A 14652-nucleotide genomic window follows, 5' to 3' on the forward strand; every position below is an offset into this window, starting at 1 on the left:
CTAATTGGTTAAATTGGATTAAACTTTTCAGCGTATGGCAACTGAGAAAAAACACTGTTTAAACTGTAATGCAGTGATCCAGGGTAGAATCGACAAAAAATTCTGTGATGATCAGTGTAGAAATTCCTACAACAATCAGCAAAATGCCTTTTCCACCAATTACATCCGTCGCGTAAACCACAGCCTGAAGAAGAACCGCAAAATACTCGAAAGCATAATTCCAACTGGAGAAGAAATGGGCAAAACAACCAGAGACCGTTTGCTCAGAGATGGCTTTCAATTCAAATATTTCACCCATCTCTACGAAACCAAAAAGGGTAATATCTACCATTATTGCTATGACTACGGCTATCTGGAACTGGAAAACGATTGGTTTTTGGTAGTGAAGGAGAAGGAAGTTTAGGGACAGGGATCAGATTGGGCGCATAGCTCAAAGGAATTAGGTACTTTTGGGGGTGTCAGAAACTATTCAAGAATCCACGGCCCGGTATCTCAAAAGCCTTTCTATTGCAAATCTCAACGAAATGCAATCAGAGTTTATCTCCAGGGTTGCTAAAAACCCCCATATTGTATTGCTGTCTCCGACTGGCTCGGGTAAGACAGTCGCATTTTTGATTCCTCTTCTTAATTCCTTGAAAGAAAATGTAAGAGAAGTCCAGGCGCTGGTTATTGTACCTTCCCGGGAATTAGCAATTCAGATCGAACAGGTTTTCAAGGCCATGAAAACCAGCTTCCGGGTGAGTACCGTTTATGGTGGACATTCTTCCAAATTGGAATCAAACAGTCTGGGCGAAGCTCCTGCGGTAATTATAGGTACCCCAGGGAGGCTGGCAGACCATATAGAGCGAGAATCTTTTGACCCGAAAACTATCCATACAGTGGTGTTGGATGAGTTTGATAAATCACTTCAAATGGGCTTTCATGAGCAGCTGAGAGTGATTTTTGGAGCGCTAAATGGGCAACAAAGGCATTTGCTTACCTCAGCAACTGTATTAAAACGTATGCCTGATTTTCTGCCATTTGTAGCCCACCGCACAGTAAATTTCCTTCGGGATGCGGTAGCGTCCAAATTGGAACTTAAGCTCGTGCACAGTTCAAGCAAGGAAAAAGGGGAGACGTTGATGCGATTGGTAGCGGGGTTTCAGAATGATTCGTGCATTGTTTTTTGCAACCATAGAGATGCTGTGGACAGACTAAGCACCTTGCTGAATGACTACGGCTATTTTCATTCCGTACTTCATGGTGGATTGGAACAAATAGACCGGGAAAAGAACCTGATCCGTTTTCGAAGTAAAGTCACCAATTTATTGATCTCCACAGATCTAGCTTCCCGGGGACTGGACATTCCAGAAATCAGGCATGTTGTGCATTACCAGCTACCACCGAAGGAAGATGCTTTTATCCATAGAAACGGGCGTACAGCCCGGATGCATGCGCAGGGTCTGTCGTATATGATCCTGGCAAATGATGAAGCTAGACCACCATACATTGATGAGTATATTGAGGAATTCAAAGTCAGTGAAAACCTTATCCCACCAATGCCGCAGCAATGGACTTGTCTCTATATGAGTGCAGGTAAAAAAGACAAGGTGAGCAAGGGCGATATTGTCGGAATGCTTACCAAGAAAGGAGGATTAAGCAGTTCTGAAATCGGGTTGATCACCATCATGGACTTTGCATCCTATGTGGCTGTGAAAAGTAACCTGGTGCAGAAGCTTATACCAAAACTGAAAAACGAACGGGTGAAAAAAGTGAAAGTAAAGATTGAAGAAGCGAATTAGAAAACAGGGGTCAGTAGCAGTTTGTGGGGGGAGGGGTAAAAGCCAATTTGATAGGCTATCAAAGAAGTCGCTTTTTTTTCGAACAGCTTAGTTGACCTGCTTAATTTGATAGATGATTTTAATTCCAGGAATCTTTGATTTCATTATATTGATGCTCCAAAATAGAATAGGACAATAAATGAAAAAACGTGTCACAGGAATAGGGGGTATATTTTTCAAAGTGAAAGATCCAGACAAAACCAAGTCTTGGTATCAAACGCATTTAGGGCTGAATACGGATCAGTACGGGACCGCTTTTGAGTGGAGAAATTCTGAAAAGCCAGAACATAAAGGCTTTACCCAGTGGTCACCGATGAAAGAGGATACCACTTATTTCAACCCTTCGAAAAAAGACTTTATGATCAACTACCGTGTGGAAAATCTGGTGGAACTGGTGAGCGGGTTAAAGGCTGAAGGCGTGATTATTTTGGATGAGATTGAAGATACCGAATATGGAAAGTTCGTGCATATTCTTGACCCGGATGGGCACAGTATTGAGCTCTGGGAACCAATAGATGAGGTTTATGATGAATTAGTCGTAGGTAGAACAAAAAACTAAGCGTAATGGGCAAAATTGTGATCGAGCACGAGTTTGATGGTAAAAGAGGTTCTTTTTATTTGGAAGAAGGGGCGAAGCGTTTCGCTGAAATGGTCTATGTGATGGCTGGCCCAAAGAAAATGATCATCGAGCATACAGAAGTAGATGAAAGTTTGAAAGGCCAGGGAATCGGAGGGAAGTTGCTGGATGAGTTGGTGGACTTTGTTCGTAAAGAAGGGATCAAAGTTATTCCGCTCTGTCCGTTTGCAAAGTCGGTGTTTAAGAAGAGGGAAGAGCTGAGGGATGTGCTGAACTAGTCTGCGCTAAAAAAAGAGGGTCCAGCCTATCCAAACCAATGTCAGCACGACCATCAGTATGAAAAAGTAGCCGCTTTTGGAGAAGGTAGTATATCTGCCTGTTCTGAATTTGATACTTTCATCAATGCTTTTTAGGTCAGCTTTGTCCATATTTTTCTCTCTGGAAGCCCCCTCTGGATTTGAAGGTTTTGGACGTATTTTTCCTAAATTTCGGTTTTCCTTCGAAGATTTAATCCCTGAGACACTGAAGCCGGCTCCTCCTGTCATTGTTAACAAATTTCCTTCAAAGTAATGGTTTGCTACGAAATAGAAAAGAATTTACCACTGAGGATTTTCATCCATGTATTGGATGATTCGGGATTGGGGAAAAGAAGACCAATGAATGATGCAGCTCATCTGGAACGGATGCTCCGGAATTCCAATTTGGTGATCGTGGCAAAGGAACAAGGGGAAATTGTAGGGGTTCTTCGTGCGTTGACTGATTTTTCGTATCGAACATTCATCGCGGATTTGGCAGTGATTTCTTCAAGGCAGAATGAAGGAATAGGCAGGGGCATGATAAAGTTTGCAAGGAGTTTGGCTCCGGGGGCCAGGTTGATTCTTTTTGCCGCCGAAGATGCTATCCGGTTTTATCAGAAGCTTGGTTTTACGGTACATGACCGTTGCTTTCAGTTGAAGGAAGGTGAGTCGCTTGGCTAACTTGGGTTGGGAAGGGAAAAGCTTACTTGTATTTCTCGATCTGACTTTTTATTTTATCCAATGTCAAAGGCTTCTCCAAAAATCCGGAAACGATCTTATATCCCTGGGCTTTAAATCTATCCTGGTAGTCAATTGAACTGGAGAGGATGACTATTTTGTCTGATCGCTCCGCGTGGATTTCTTGGTATTTATCCAGAAATTCCCATCCATTCAGGACAGGCATATTTATGTCTAAAAAAATGAGAATGGATTCATTTACATCAATATCATTGAGTTTAAGTAAGGCTTCCTCACCTTCAAGAAATTCAACTATATCCTTTGCAATATCGACTTTCCCTAGTAGTCTTTTATTGATTAGATTATTTATGGGATCATCATCCACTAGAAAAATGGTGTCAAATTGGATCATTTAGAGAATAGAGGTGAAAAGCTGCTCTTATATTATAGCCAAAATACAATTATTACTGATTCAAGAAAAAAGTTTAACTATCTTTTTTATTTTAAGGTAGAAATAAATGACTTCTACTTTTTACATTTAAAATATATCTGAAGCCTATTTATTTTAATGATTGCTACTACTCACTGAGTCATACTAAAGTCCAAAACCATCGGCTGGGTGGAGGCATATCCGCTGAGCAGCAGCATAGTACCAAAGAAAAAGCCCTGATATAATTTCAGTGCTTTTTCTTTGAATGGCTGATCAAGTCAAACTGCCACTGCGGCCTTAATGTGGGGATGCGGATTGTAGTTGAGTAACTCAAAGTCCTCATAGCTAAACTCAAAAATATCAGTCACGTCAGGATTGATTTTCATAGTGGGCAATTCTTTGAGCTCTCTGCTTAGCTGCAATTCGGCCTGCTCCAGATGATTGGCATACAAATGCGCATCTCCAAACGTGTGGACAAACTCGCCTGGTTCCAGTCCGCACACCTGGGCTACCATCATGGTAAATAAGGCGTAGGAGGCGATGTTGAAAGGGACGCCAAGAAAAACATCAGCACTTCGCTGATACAGCTGGCAGCTTAATTTCCCATTTGCGACATAAAACTGGAAGATCGTATGGCATGGAGGTAAGGCCATATTGTCCACATCAGCTACATTCCAGGCACTTACAATATGTCTGCGGCTATCCGGTTTTGTTTTGATCTGATGGATAAGGTTTTTGATTTGATCGATTTCTCCCCCCTTGCCATCAGGCCAGTGTCTCCACTGATAGCCATAGACAGGTCCCAGATCTCCATTCTCATCAGCCCATTCGTTCCAGATAGACACCTTGTTATCGTTGAGGAATTTGATGTTTGAATCGCCTTTTAAAAACCAAAGGAGTTCAATGATAATCGAGCGGAGATGTAGTTTTTTGGTCGTGACCACCGGAAAGCCCTTAGAAAGATCAAACCTCATCTGATGACCGAAAATACTCCGGGTTCCGGTTCCTGTTCTATCTCCTTTTACCACTCCTTCATCTAGGATTTTTCGCATCAAATCGTGGTATTGCTTCATCTTTTTTGTCTGATTTTAAGTTTTGGCAAGTTAATCAGTTCAGCTAATAAATGGAATTGATTTATCGTTTTTGCTTTTTAACCCATTAGTAAGGATGCGGAAAAAAATCAGGGAATAACCAGTTTATTGCTTTTTTTCAAAACCGTCCCAAGTGAAAGTAGCTGATACAGGGTAATGATCAGAATAATCTACTTCCCGGTGGGTTCTGAATTGAACTGCTTTTAGCTTTTTGCTTGAAAAAATATGATCGATCCTCAGGAAAAAAAGAATACGATTGTAAGTGAAACCGAAGCCTCTTCCCGCAGTTTCAAAAGCATTCTCATAATTTTCACTTAATCTAAAATAGGTATATGAATAAGGGATTTCATTCAGGTCACCCATCAGGATCAATGGATGGGGACTGTTGTTCATATGTTCCAGGAGCACATTGAGCTGCTTGCTCCGGGCTAAGCTTCCCCTATGAAGTTTACCTAAGGTCTGTCTATAGTTTTCTTTGACTCCCTCTAAATTTTCCAGCCTATCAGAATCAATTCTCATCGACTCCAAGTGCGCATTATAGATACGGATTGTGTCGCTGTTTACAAGAATATCTGCAAAAATTGCCCCGTTTGTACCCTGCGAATTAAATACCTTTCCGTCATTGATAATGGGGTATTTTGAGAAAATAGCAAGACCGTTTGATCTTCTGTTAGGATTTCCATCAGTGATGTGATAAGATACCTTATAGTTTGAATTTTCTCCGAGGATTTTCACAGCATCCTTTGAGGGAGTGGTATTATCCTGCAAAAATTCCTGGAACACCTTTACGTCTGCCGGCTGATCCTGTAGCCAAGAGAGCACATTCGAATCTGGGCTTATCTCACTTTTCGGCTTGTAATAGAACATGTGTGCGTTGTAGGTAAGCACTTTAAGTCCTTCAGCACTTTCATTTTTTGGATGGATCTGGAATGTGGCAAGAAAGAATTTATAGCCAATGAGCAAAGAAAGCAGTGGTAGAATGGCCAGTTTTCTCCAGGATAATATCAGGATCACCAAAAGGAGGAGATTCAGCAGTAAAAACACAGGAATGAAAAACGGCAACAACCCAACGTAATGAAAATACTCCGGAGAGATATAGACACTAGCAAACAATAGCAGTGTGACGGCAAAAATGAGCCAGGTAATGACTTTCATGAATTAAAATAAATCAGGTATTAAGTAAGCAATAAATCATGAGTCCACTATGCATCTTGTAGCATCTGAGCAATCTTCGATCCAAGTGGGAATTGATTTCCAGAAATCATTTAACTAGTTTGTAAAGGTAGAAGATTTGCCAATGAAGCAAATGATTCCTGTATAATGATGAAAGAGAGGCTTGAAATTTGCTCATTTGCCAATAATTAGTTATTTCGATAGAAAATTATCCCCTATGAAGACATACCAGACTATCTTAACGGCAGCAATGGTTGCTATGGTTTTTGCTTCCTGCAATAAATCAAAGACTTCTGAATCCACAGCCTCTGATGTGGCTGCAGAGACAAAGGAAGCTGCGGAAACGGAAGAATCTCGGCCAAGTCCTTTAATGGTCAAAGAAGGTCAGATTGCCGGCAAGGCATTTAAAGTGCAGTATGGTTCTCCCGCAGTAAAAGGCAGGCAATTATGGGGAGATCTGGTTCCCTATAATGTGGTGTGGAGAACAGGAGCGAATGAAGCTTCCTATGTTGAATTGTCCGAGGATATGACGGTGGAAGGCAAAAAATTGCCTGCCGGTAAGTACTCTTTGTTTACCATACCCAAAGAGAATGGTCCCTGGACAGTGATCTTTAATTCTGAATGGAATCTTGAACATGGCCATTTTCAATACGACGAAAAAAACGATGTGCTGAGAGTTGAAGTGGTTCCGGTTTGGGAAGAAGGTAATGAAGAGTCATTGTCAATGGAAATAGAAAGCCCTGGGCTGGTTATTCGCTGGGAGAAGCTTAAACTCCCTATCAGCATCAATTAAGTATATCAATCCAATTTGAGGCCCCTAGTGCATAATTAGGGGCTTTTTTAATTGAAGGAGTCAAAAGGGTATCTTAGTGCGCTTACTAATTATCAGATTGGCTTAAATTCGTCCTTCTACCTAAAACCGATGTAATGAAGTATGTAAGCTTTTTAGTTGTCCTGGCTCTGACAATCGCCCTGGCCATTGCAGTTTCCAGACCATTTGGAGCTGTTCCGCCCTTAGCTCCCTTACTTGACCCAAATCATGGCTTTTGGCAAAACAGCATCTCTGAGGATAGGTTGGCTGAGGATGAGCTGGTGCTCAATAAGCTGAGCAACGAGGTAAAGGTAATTTACGATGAGAATCTTATCCCCCATATTTTTGCAACAGACCAGGCTGACTTATACCGGGCCCAAGGATACATTACAGCAAAGCACAGGCTTTGGCAGATGGAATTCCAGACGATGGCTGCAGCAGGTAGAATCTCCGAAATTGTCGGGCCGCTGGCTATAGAGCTGGACAGAATGACCCGAAGAAAAGGCTTGGCCTATGGAGCTGAAAAGGGTATGGAATTTATCAGGGAGAATGATCCTGAATCCTATCTCTTATTAGAAGCTTATGCAGATGGGGTAAACCAATACATTGACCAGCTCTCAGATGCCAGGCTACCTGTAGAATATAAAATCCTGAATTATCGACCGGAACATTGGTCGGCTTTCAAATCCATCCTTCTATTGAAATACATGACCGATATGTTGGTAGGTGACCGGGATCTGGAGTATTCCAATCTGCGTAAAATCCTGGGTGATGTCATGCTGGATAAACTTTATTCCGAGTATCCAGATGGGGTAGAGCCTATCATCGAGTGCGGGCACAAGTGGGATTTCAAACCGCTGCCAGTGACGCGTCCCGATAGCATTGCTTACCCTGATGACCAATTGGTAGTAGCTCCCTTGCCCCAACCTGAAGAAGGAACCGGCTCCAATAACTGGGCAGTATCCGGCTCGAAGACAAAAAGTGGCAATCCGATTTTGGCCAATGATCCACACTTAAGTCTGAACCTTCCTTCACTTTGGTATTCCATGCAACTGACAACCCCCCAACATTCAGTAAAAGGAGCTACCCTTCCTGGGGCATTGGGTGTGATATCCGGGTTTAACAATCATATCGCATGGGGTGTTACCAATGCCACAAGAGATACTCGGGATTGGTACAAAATCACTTTTCAGGATAAATCCAGAAAAGCTTACCGCTATGCAGACAAGTGGAGGCAGACCACTTTCAGAATAGAAGAAATTAAAGTGAAAGGTGAAAAGGCGTTTCTGGATACCGTGGTTTATACCCATTATGGACCTGTAGTTTATGACAAAACCTTCAATTCGAAGCGTCAGGATGTAAATTTTGCATTGAAATGGAATGTACATGAAGGCTCTAATGAGCAGAAAACATTCCTGTTGCTGAATTCTGCCAAAGACCATGACGACTATAACCTTGCCTTGGATAATTTTACTGCACCTGCCCAGAACTTTGTTTTTGCTTCCAGAGATGGGGATATCGCCATGCGGATCCAGGGGAAATTCCCACTTAAGTGGAGAGGACAAGGTAAGTTCTTTATGGATGGGGCAGATCCGGGGATGGAATGGCAGGGCTATATTCCAAATGAGCAGAATGCCAGTACCTTGAATCCTTCCCGAGGGTTTGTCAGCTCGGCGAACCAGCATCCTACTGACTCCACCTATCCCTATTATGTATTCGACAACAGTTATGAGTTCTATAGAAACCGTCGGTTGAACAGCAGACTTCGAGAGATGAATAGCATTACCGTGGAGGATATGCAGGGACTTCAATTTGACGATTACTATCTGCATGCTGCTGAAGCTCTGCCAACCATGCTGGATCTGTTAGGAAGTGAATATGAAAATGACGCAGATGCGAAAAAGTATCTTGCCTTATTGAAAGAATGGGATTTTTACGCCGATCCCAATCAAAAGGCGCCAACATTATTTTATCTCTGGTGGAGGAAAACGTACAGTCAAATCTGGAAAGAACTCTCAGGAAATCCTGCACCGGTCGTACTTCCGAGCTATTATCAAACTGTACTTTTCATGAAGGATGAACCAAGTGGAGCTGTGTTTGATCTAAAAAATACCCCGGAAATGGAAACTGCTGCGGTACATGTAAAGCAAGGCTTCATAGAAATGCTTGCCGACATGAAGAAGTGGGAAACAGAGGAAGGTGATTTTTCATGGGCTAATTACAAAAAGACAACAATTCAACACCTTGTTCCCCAGTTTAAGTCATTTTCTGTGGAGAATGTATACACTGGGGGAGGTTCGGGAATCCTGAATGCTACCAGTGCCCGACACGGTGCAAGCTGGAGGATGGTTGTGGAATTGGGTACCGAAGTCAAGGCATATGGGATATATCCCGGGGGGCAATCGGGCAATCCAGGAAGTAAATATTACAGTAATTTCATCCAGAAGTGGGCAAATGGAGAATACCTGGATTTCAATCAGAGAACCCAGGATCAAAAAGAAGGTGTGTTGTTTCAAACGATCTTAAACTAAGAATTCTGAATAGGGCATGACAAAAACGTCACACATTGGGAAGCTTAAACAACGCCCGAGATTCCATAGGACCTTTGAAAATCAAAAAATGATTATATGAAGTTTATTTTATTGACTGTTCTCACCGCTTTGCTTGTCCTGATAGTTAATCCATTTCTGCCTTATTGGGCTGTAATGATACTTTTAGCAATCCTAGCTGCTGCAGTTGGAAACAAAGCTGGAGGGGCTTTTTTCGCAGGAGGATTGGGTATGGGGCTGGCCTGGATGGGACAAAGTGTCTATATCAGTTCAGTCACCGGCAGTCAGCTGCCTGAAAAAATGAGTGAACTGATGGGGCTAGGGGATGAAATCACCTTGTTTGCCATCACTGGAGTATTGGGTTTTTTCCTTGGGGCTTTTAGCGCATTAGCGGGAAGCCTGTTCAGAAAACTCCTTAAAAGAAAGCCCGATAACATTTATGGGCGATAAATGGTATAAAAAAAGAAATAGTTAAAAACCGTTATTCTTAATCAAAAACACATTTTTATTTTTCCAATTCATAGCAATGAGTACCTTTGTTACTCACTATTGTGGTGAATTTTTATGCTAGAGTCCCTAATTACCTCAAAGACAAGGTTGAGGCTACTTGTTAAGTTTTTTGTCAACTCCAAAACGCAAAGCCATCTGAGAGGATTGGCTGATGAGTTTGGAGAGTCCACCAATGCAATCCGCAAAGAATTGAATAATTTAACCCAAGCAGGGTTTTTGGTAAAAGAGTCAGATAAGAACAAAATTGCCTATAAGGCAAATGTGAAACATCCTTTTTTCTCAAATATTCAAGAAATCATTCGTAAGTATTTGGGATTAGACAAGTTACTTGAGCAAATCCTCGAGCGAATGGGAGAGGTTAGTCAAGTAATTTTAGTTGGCGACCTTTCAAGAGGTATCGATTCGGGTAAAATCGACGTAGTGGTTACCGGTGATAACTTGAATGAGAATTACATTTTAAATCTATCAAATAAGATAGAGGAAATGATAGATCGAAAAGTGGTATTGACATTGCTACCTGAGAAGATGCTTTCCACCGGGCTGGTTTTGTTTGACAAGGAAGTGGGAGCGTAGTAAGCTCGGAGTAAGGTAGTGTGATTGAGGATAGGCACAATTTGTGACTGAAAGGGCGAAGCTGTGCGGAATTGTTTGAGAATTGAGTAAAAATCAGAAATTAGCAGTTGGTTTATTAGTGAAAATTGAAGTGAACACGAAAATCATTGAATTGAAAAAATACACTTGGTTAATTGATCTTAGGAAGTGCCTCGCGCTGGCGATCTTTTTATTGGTGGCCTTTGCAGCGCAAAGTCAGAGTCTTTCCGATATCCAAAATCTTAAGGTAGACGACTTGTCCGATGCTCAAATTGAACAATTGATTAAACGGGCGGAATCAAATGGTCTTACCACCAACCAGCTGACAGCGTTGGCACGTGAGCGTGGAATGCCTGCCATGGAGGCTGCCAAATTAGGCAAGCGGATCAATGAACTCCAGCATTCTGCCAAGCCTCAAAGCGAAAGTCAGGACGGAGGCGCCGGTAGGTCTGTTAATGGATTTCAAGAACCTGATATGTTTGACTCCATACGCAGGTCTGACCCATACTATGACTTGACTACTAAGCAGAAGAAGATTTTTGGATACAAATTGTTTCATAACAGAGAGCTCAATTTCAATCCTAGTCTGAATATCCCAACCCCCCAATCCTATGTGATCGGATCCGGAGATCAATTGTTGCTCGATGTATATGGTGCATCTCAACAGTCTTACGACCTTAATGTCACTCCAGAGGGAAGGGTATTCATTCCAAATGTTGGCCCGGTGCAGGTAGGAGGTTCAACTATTGCAGCAGCCACATCAAGAATCAAAACTGCACTGGGGAGAATATATTCAGGCATGAACGGTGCCGACCCAAATACATTTATCCAATTAAGACTGGGGAATATCCGTTCCATCAAAGTTTCAATGGTTGGGGAGTTGACCAAGCCGGGAACCTACACTTTGCCGTCATTTGCTACAGTTTTTAATGGGCTATACGCAGCGGGGGGACCGAATGAAAATGGTGCCTTCAGGAAAATCCAGGTATATCGGGACAGTAGATTAGTAGCCACGGTAGATATTTATGAATTTCTATCAAAGGGTGATCAAAGTTCAAATATCACGCTCCAAGACAATGACGTAGTGATAGTTCCTGCGGTAGAAACCCGCATTGAAATTATCGGACCGGTACGTAGAGAAGGTCTTTTTGAAGTGAAACCCAGTGAATCCTTAGCCGACTTATATGTCTATACAGGCGGTTTCACCAGTTTGGCTTATAGGGACAGGGTAACTGTACGAAGGATAGAAAACAATCAACGCAAGGTGGTAGATGTCCCTTCAACCGAGTTTGGTTCCTTTTCTCTAAGGGACGGTGATGAGATATTGATCGGAGAGGCCTTAGACCGGTTTTCCAACCGGGTACAGGTGACAGGATCTGTCACCCGTCCGGGTGAATATTCCCTGGATGAAAGCGGGTTGACAGTAAAAGGACTGATTGAAAAAGCCCAGGGGCTTAAGCCGGAAGCCTTTTCCACCCGAGCTACTTTATATAGGACCAGTGCTGATTTGACGCTGGCTGCTGAACCCCTTGACCTGAAAGGTATATTGGACGGAACTGTGCAGGATGTTCCTTTGAAAAATGAGGATCTTTTGTTTGTTCCAAGCAGGTATGATATTCAGGAAGAGTATTATGTGAAAATATCAGGGGAGATCAATTCTCCAGGCACCTATCCCTTTGCGGCAGACATGACTGTGGGAGATCTTATTTTAAGGTCAGGGGGAATGCTGGAATCAGCTACAAATTCTTCCATTGAGATAGCCCGAAGGGTGAAAGATGCATCTTCAGGCAAAATTGCTGAGATAAAAACATTATCCATTGATCCAGACTTAGAACTAACAGAAGAAGAAAAAAACCAGCCTCTTCAACCGTTCGATCACGTTTTTATCAGAAGAAGTTTAGGATTCGAACGGGAGCAACTGGTAACTATCCAGGGAGAAGTAATCTATCCGGGCGATTTTGCGATAGCGGCGGCAAACGAGCGGATCTCTGATGTAATCAAACGTGCAGGGGGATTGTCCCAATTCGCTTATCCTGAAGGTGCCAGTTTGGTTAGGAGAACGGTATACTTTGAAGATTTGTCAGAAGAAGAAAAACGAATAGAATTACTTAAGGAAATAAAAGAAAACTTAGATTCTTCTGTTAATAGATCAACAAACGAAGCAGAGAGGATGCTTTTTGAAAGAATTGATGAAAAGATAACCAAGAATGAGCAGGAACTTCGATTAAAAGAGCAGGAAGCCCAGGAACAGAAAATGTCAGCTAGTTTTTCAGCTATGGATTCTCTGAGGTTGGATTCTGCATTGAATGCAGTCCGTATGAAAAAGCAGGATTTCGTTGGGATTGACTTGGTTGAAATTATGAGGAACCCCGGATCAGAAGATGATTTGATCCTTATGGAAGGTGATATAATACGGATTCCAAAGGAACTGCAAACAGTAAGGATGGTAGGGGAAGTACTATTGCCCACCACTACCAGATTTGATAAAAAAAACAACCTTAAAAATTATATCTCCAAGGCCGGTGGGTTTACAGAAAAAGCAAGAAAGTCAAAAACCTATGTGGTTTATGCAAACGGCGATGCGAAAAGTACCCATAATTTCCTAGGGATTAAAATTTATCCAGAACTTGAGCCGGGAGCTGAAATAGTTGTGCCTACCAAGCCTGACAGGGATAGGTTGAGTGCTGCCGGGTGGATTGGTCTGGCCTCAAGCCTGGCAACTCTGGGGATTTTAATTGACAGATTACTATAATAAATAACAGAATTACTTTATGAAAATCGCTGTAGTGGGAACCGGCTATGTAGGCTTGGTATCGGGAGCATGTTTTGCAGATGTTGGGATCGAAGTGACCTGTGTTGACATCGATCAGAATAAAATCAACAAGCTGAAACAGGGCATTATGCCAATTTATGAGCCTGGTCTGGAAGAGATTGTGATCCGGAATTTCAAGAGTGGTAGACTGAAATTCTCTACAGATTTAGGTGAAGCCATTCAAGGTGCATCAGTAGCATTTATCGCCGTAGGCACTCCTCCGGGTGAGGATGGTTCTGCTGACTTGAAGTATGTTCTTGCAGTAGCAGATGAGATCGGAACCAAAATGACTGACTACATCGTAGTGGCAACCAAGAGCACTGTGCCTGTGACCACAGGCGAAAAAGTTAGGGGGACCATCAAATCTGCTCTGGGAAAAAGGGGATCTGATCTTCCCTTTGCTGTTGCTTCCAATCCTGAATTCCTTAAGGAAGGGGCAGCAGTGGAAGATTTCCTGAAGCCGGACAGGATTGTCATAGGTGTTGACGATGGGCGCGCAGAGGAGATCATGAAGCGTTTGTACAAGCCTTTCCAACTCAGTGGAGAACGTATCATATACATGGATATTCCATCAGCAGAGATGACCAAATATGCGGCGAATGCCATGCTGGCCACCAAGATTTCTTTTATGAACGATATTGCAAATCTATGTGAATTGGTAGGTGCTGATGCGAATATGGTGAGAAGAGGAATAGGGTCGGATCCAAGGATAGGAAATAAATTCATCTTTCCAGGAGTGGGATACGGTGGTTCCTGCTTTCCAAAAGATGTAAAAGCGATCATCAAAACAGCCAGGCAGTATGGCTATGACCTGAGGGTACTCCAGGCTGTGGAGGATGTAAACGAGGATCAGAAACATGTGCTGGCCAATAAGGTGAAAAGCCATTTTGGAGAGGACTTATCAGGAATGACCTTTGCGATGTGGGGGTTGAGCTTCAAGCCTAATACAGATGATATGCGTGAAGCCCCTGCGGGGGTAATTATCGACGAGTTGAGAGCAGCCGGAGCCACAGTGAGGGCTTATGACCCGGTAGCTATGGAGGAAGCCAGAGCTCATTACATCTTTGACAAGGTGACTTACTGCACCGATGCCTATGACGCTTTGGTGGATGCGGATGCGTTATTGTTAGTGACTGAATGGTCAGAATTCCGTATCCCAAGTTGGGATGTGGTAGGAAGGCTTATGAAAAACAAAGTGATCTTCGACGGGAGAAATATCTACGACAGAAAATACCTGAAGACGCTTGATTTTGAAGTTTACAACATCGGATCCAACTAATAAAATGAATTGCCCTTGGGATCAACTCAAGGGCA

General features: G+C 42.6%; 15 protein-coding genes. 11 read left to right on the top strand and 4 right to left on the bottom strand.

The window, feature by feature from the left end; genetic code table 11:
* Positions 1–34: 34 nt before the first annotated feature.
* From AS141_RS02065 to AS141_RS02080, 4 genes are all read left to right on the top strand, one after another.
* Positions 35–403: a DUF2116 family Zn-ribbon domain-containing protein gene (locus AS141_RS02065; protein ID WP_057935952.1), complete on the top strand. Its 369-nt coding sequence runs from the start codon at positions 35–37 to the stop codon at positions 401–403.
* Positions 404–524: 121 nt separating this feature from the next.
* Positions 525–1781, top strand: a complete 1257-nt coding sequence (locus AS141_RS02070) for a DEAD/DEAH box helicase (protein ID WP_082632160.1) — start codon at positions 525–527, stop codon at positions 1779–1781.
* 178 nt (positions 1782–1959) lie between these two features.
* On the top strand, positions 1960–2379 hold the full coding sequence (locus tag AS141_RS02075; protein WP_057935954.1) for a VOC family protein: 420 nt from the start codon (positions 1960–1962) through the stop codon (positions 2377–2379).
* Between the two features lie 5 nt (positions 2380–2384).
* Positions 2385–2675, top strand: coding sequence for a GNAT family N-acetyltransferase (locus AS141_RS02080; protein WP_232424793.1), 291 nt, complete (start codon positions 2385–2387; stop codon positions 2673–2675).
* A 6-nt stretch (positions 2676–2681) separates the two neighbouring features.
* On the opposite strand, the gene AS141_RS02085 is transcribed toward AS141_RS02080, so the two are convergent.
* Positions 2682–2942, bottom strand: coding sequence for a hypothetical protein (locus tag AS141_RS02085; RefSeq protein WP_057935955.1), 261 nt, complete (start codon positions 2940–2942; stop codon positions 2682–2684).
* Positions 2943–2966: 24 nt separating this feature from the next.
* On the opposite strand from AS141_RS02085, the gene AS141_RS02090 reads away from it, so the two are divergent.
* Positions 2967–3374 (top strand): GNAT family N-acetyltransferase, encoded by a 408-nt coding sequence (locus AS141_RS02090; protein WP_057935956.1) that lies wholly within the window; start codon positions 2967–2969, stop codon positions 3372–3374.
* Between the two features lie 22 nt (positions 3375–3396).
* On the opposite strand, the gene AS141_RS02095 is transcribed toward AS141_RS02090, so the two are convergent.
* The 3 genes from AS141_RS02095 to AS141_RS02105 form a co-directional block, all read right to left on the bottom strand.
* On the bottom strand, positions 3397–3783 hold the full coding sequence (locus AS141_RS02095; protein ID WP_057935957.1) for a response regulator: 387 nt from the start codon (positions 3781–3783) through the stop codon (positions 3397–3399).
* A 296-nt stretch (positions 3784–4079) separates the two neighbouring features.
* Positions 4080–4874, bottom strand: a complete 795-nt coding sequence (locus tag AS141_RS02100; protein WP_057935958.1) for a thymidylate synthase — start codon at positions 4872–4874, stop codon at positions 4080–4082.
* 123 nt (positions 4875–4997) lie between these two features.
* Positions 4998–6047 carry an endonuclease/exonuclease/phosphatase family protein gene (locus AS141_RS02105; protein ID WP_057935959.1) on the bottom strand — a complete coding sequence of 350 codons (1050 nt, stop codon included), beginning with the start codon at positions 6045–6047 and terminating at the stop codon, positions 4998–5000.
* A gap of 235 nt (positions 6048–6282) precedes the next feature.
* Here AS141_RS02105 and AS141_RS02110 point away from each other — a divergent pair, with 235 nt between their 5' ends.
* The 6 genes from AS141_RS02110 (at position 6283) to AS141_RS02135 (ending at position 14617) form a co-directional block, all read left to right on the top strand.
* Positions 6283–6858 (top strand): DUF2911 domain-containing protein, encoded by a 576-nt coding sequence (locus tag AS141_RS02110; RefSeq protein ID WP_057935960.1) that lies wholly within the window; start codon positions 6283–6285, stop codon positions 6856–6858.
* A 134-nt stretch (positions 6859–6992) separates the two neighbouring features.
* The gene (locus tag AS141_RS02115; RefSeq protein ID WP_057935961.1) at positions 6993–9407 is read left to right on the top strand and encodes a penicillin acylase family protein; all 2415 of its coding nucleotides are present in this window, start codon (positions 6993–6995) and stop codon (positions 9405–9407) included.
* 96 nt (positions 9408–9503) lie between these two features.
* Positions 9504–9875: a hypothetical protein gene (locus tag AS141_RS02120; protein ID WP_057935962.1), complete on the top strand. Its 372-nt coding sequence runs from the start codon at positions 9504–9506 to the stop codon at positions 9873–9875.
* 114 nt (positions 9876–9989) lie between these two features.
* On the top strand, positions 9990–10508 hold the full coding sequence (locus AS141_RS02125; RefSeq protein ID WP_057935963.1) for a helix-turn-helix domain-containing protein: 519 nt from the start codon (positions 9990–9992) through the stop codon (positions 10506–10508).
* A 172-nt stretch (positions 10509–10680) separates the two neighbouring features.
* Complete coding sequence (locus AS141_RS02130; protein WP_057936205.1) at positions 10681–13278, top strand: SLBB domain-containing protein; 2598 nt, start codon at positions 10681–10683, stop codon at positions 13276–13278.
* A 19-nt stretch (positions 13279–13297) separates the two neighbouring features.
* The gene (locus AS141_RS02135) at positions 13298–14617 is read left to right on the top strand and encodes a UDP-glucose dehydrogenase family protein (protein ID WP_057935964.1); all 1320 of its coding nucleotides are present in this window, start codon (positions 13298–13300) and stop codon (positions 14615–14617) included.
* Positions 14618–14652 lie beyond the last annotated feature (35 nt).

The sequence above is a fragment of the Algoriphagus resistens genome, assembly GCF_001442615.1.
Classification (GTDB): Bacteria; Bacteroidota; Bacteroidia; order Cytophagales; family Cyclobacteriaceae; genus Algoriphagus; species Algoriphagus resistens.

What these genes read in the sequence shown, in the direction of transcription:
- AS141_RS02075 (WP_057935954.1), top strand. Translation starts at nt 1,960, where the DNA reads ATGAAAAAACGTGTCACAGGAATAGGGGGTATATTTTTCAAAGTGAAA.
- AS141_RS02080 (WP_232424793.1), top strand. Translation starts at nt 2,385, where the DNA reads ATGGGCAAAATTGTGATCGAGCACGAGTTTGATGGTAAAAGAGGTTCT.
- AS141_RS02105 (WP_057935959.1), bottom strand. Translation starts at nt 6,047, where the DNA reads ATGAAAGTCATTACCTGGCTCATTTTTGCCGTCACACTGCTATTGTTT.
- AS141_RS02085 (WP_057935955.1), bottom strand. Translation starts at nt 2,942, where the DNA reads ATGACAGGAGGAGCCGGCTTCAGTGTCTCAGGGATTAAATCTTCGAAG.
- AS141_RS02095 (WP_057935957.1), bottom strand. Translation starts at nt 3,783, where the DNA reads ATGATCCAATTTGACACCATTTTTCTAGTGGATGATGATCCCATAAAT.
- AS141_RS02110 (WP_057935960.1), top strand. Translation starts at nt 6,283, where the DNA reads ATGAAGACATACCAGACTATCTTAACGGCAGCAATGGTTGCTATGGTT.
- AS141_RS02070 (WP_082632160.1), top strand. Translation starts at nt 525, where the DNA reads ATGCAATCAGAGTTTATCTCCAGGGTTGCTAAAAACCCCCATATTGTA.
- AS141_RS02065 (WP_057935952.1), top strand. Translation starts at nt 35, where the DNA reads ATGGCAACTGAGAAAAAACACTGTTTAAACTGTAATGCAGTGATCCAG.
- AS141_RS02135 (WP_057935964.1), top strand. Translation starts at nt 13,298, where the DNA reads ATGAAAATCGCTGTAGTGGGAACCGGCTATGTAGGCTTGGTATCGGGA.
- AS141_RS02125 (WP_057935963.1), top strand. Translation starts at nt 9,990, where the DNA reads ATGCTAGAGTCCCTAATTACCTCAAAGACAAGGTTGAGGCTACTTGTT.
- AS141_RS02120 (WP_057935962.1), top strand. Translation starts at nt 9,504, where the DNA reads ATGAAGTTTATTTTATTGACTGTTCTCACCGCTTTGCTTGTCCTGATA.
- AS141_RS02090 (WP_057935956.1), top strand. Translation starts at nt 2,967, where the DNA reads ATGGTTTGCTACGAAATAGAAAAGAATTTACCACTGAGGATTTTCATC.
- AS141_RS02100 (WP_057935958.1), bottom strand. Translation starts at nt 4,874, where the DNA reads ATGAAGCAATACCACGATTTGATGCGAAAAATCCTAGATGAAGGAGTG.
- AS141_RS02115 (WP_057935961.1), top strand. Translation starts at nt 6,993, where the DNA reads ATGAAGTATGTAAGCTTTTTAGTTGTCCTGGCTCTGACAATCGCCCTG.